The following is a 1751-nucleotide window of genomic DNA, read 5'->3' on the forward strand; positions in this document are numbered from 1 at the left end:
ATATAACGTAATATACAAAATTAATAAGGATGTGGTTTGATGTCAATTCTAAAAAACAGTAAAATTGGTACGAAGTTGAATACATTAATGATTACAGCTAGTATTGCATGTATTCTCTTATCCATTATAGGGGTTATCTCTTTAAAGAAAACGGCCGAAGCTTCTACAGATATGTATGATGAAAGGTTACTTCCAATTTTTTGGATAGAATCTCTAGAATCTAATTTCTACTACCGTAATTGTAATTTTATGGAACTTATGATTACAACTGATGAAACAAGAAACAAAGAATTAACAAATAATATAGCTCAAATGCAAAAAGAAAATGATGAGTTATTAAAAAACTTTGAGTCTAAGGTCAATTCACAAGAAGAAAAGCAATTGTACGAGAATTTCAAAAAAAACTTTCAAGAATACAGAGCTCAAGCGCAAGAAGCGCAAAATTTAGCAGCAAACAATAAAAATGAAGAAGCGTATGCTTATTATTTAAAAAACACTGAGCCCGCTATGCAAAGTACAACTAAATCTATTCACGAACTTGTGAAATATAATGCTAACCAGGCAGAACAATTACAAAAAAATAATACGAACAGTGCACATACTACAACACTGATATTTATTATTATTTCAGTTATTGCGGCTGTAATTATTGCATGTATTGGATATATCATTAAAATAGCGATTAAACGTCCGATTGATTTATTACAACATGATATAAATCAAGTAGCAGATGGAAATTTAGTCATACGTACTTCCTATCAAGCAAATGATGAATTAGGAAATATTGTTGCTTCTTTTAATAACATGTTAGATAATTTACAGCAATTAATTGAGAAAATACAGGTAACGACACAAGAAGTTACTTCCTCCACCGATAATATGTTACAGAATACAAAACAAGCATCTACAATATCTCACGAAGCCGTTCAAACAATTAATGAAGTAAACAAACAAATAGAAGGACAAGTTACTAATATTCATGAAAGTTCAACAGCAATGAATGACCTAACAAATGGCGTTCAAACAGTAGCTGAATCAGCAGCAACTGTTGCTGAAGTATCCGTTGCTACAACAGATCGTGTAAATAATGGAAGTAAAGTAATCAAGCAATCTATTACGCAAATGAATAATGTTCATACAGTTGTCGAAGAAACATCTGCAGTGATAGAACGCCTTATTATGCGTACACAACACATCGATAAAGCTTTACACGCGATTACGAACATTGCGGAACAAACAAACCTGCTTGCTTTAAATGCTGCAATCGAAGCAGCACGTGCAGGAGAAAATGGGAAAGGCTTTGCAGTTGTTGCAGCTGAAGTGAGGGATTTAGCTGAACAATCGAAGCAATCCGCAAACGAAATCAATAATTTAATTAAATCCATCCAACAAGATACAAAAGATACGGTTCAAATCATGAGAAAAGGACACGAAGAAGCTACGCAAGGAAGAGATGCTGCTAATGAAGCAGACGAAGCCTTTTCAACAATTATGAAAGATATTCATAAGATAACACGTCAAATCCAAGAAGTATCAGCTACAACAGAAGAAATGTCTGCTGGAACTGAAGAAATTAACGCTTCCCTATCAGCAGTATCAGAAACTTCTACAAAAGTAGCAAAAGATACAAATCAAACCGTACAAGCCATTCAGACACAAGCATCATCCATTACAGAAATAACAAATCAATCCATGCAAATAAAGAAAAAAATCGAAGAATTAGAAGAATTAATTTCACAATTTAAAATTAA

At 32.7% G+C, this 1751-nt stretch carries 1 protein-coding gene; it reads left to right on the forward strand.

From position 1 onward, the window contains the following. Positions 1-39 precede the first annotated feature (39 nt). The coding region (locus tag V7183_RS26050) for a methyl-accepting chemotaxis protein (protein ID WP_335360954.1) at positions 40-1751 on the forward strand (1712 nt) is incomplete at its 3' end.

Origin of the sequence: Bacillus sp. JJ1127, from assembly GCF_036965845.1 — a bacterium.
Classification (GTDB): Bacteria; Bacillota; Bacilli; order Bacillales; family Bacillaceae_G; genus Bacillus_A.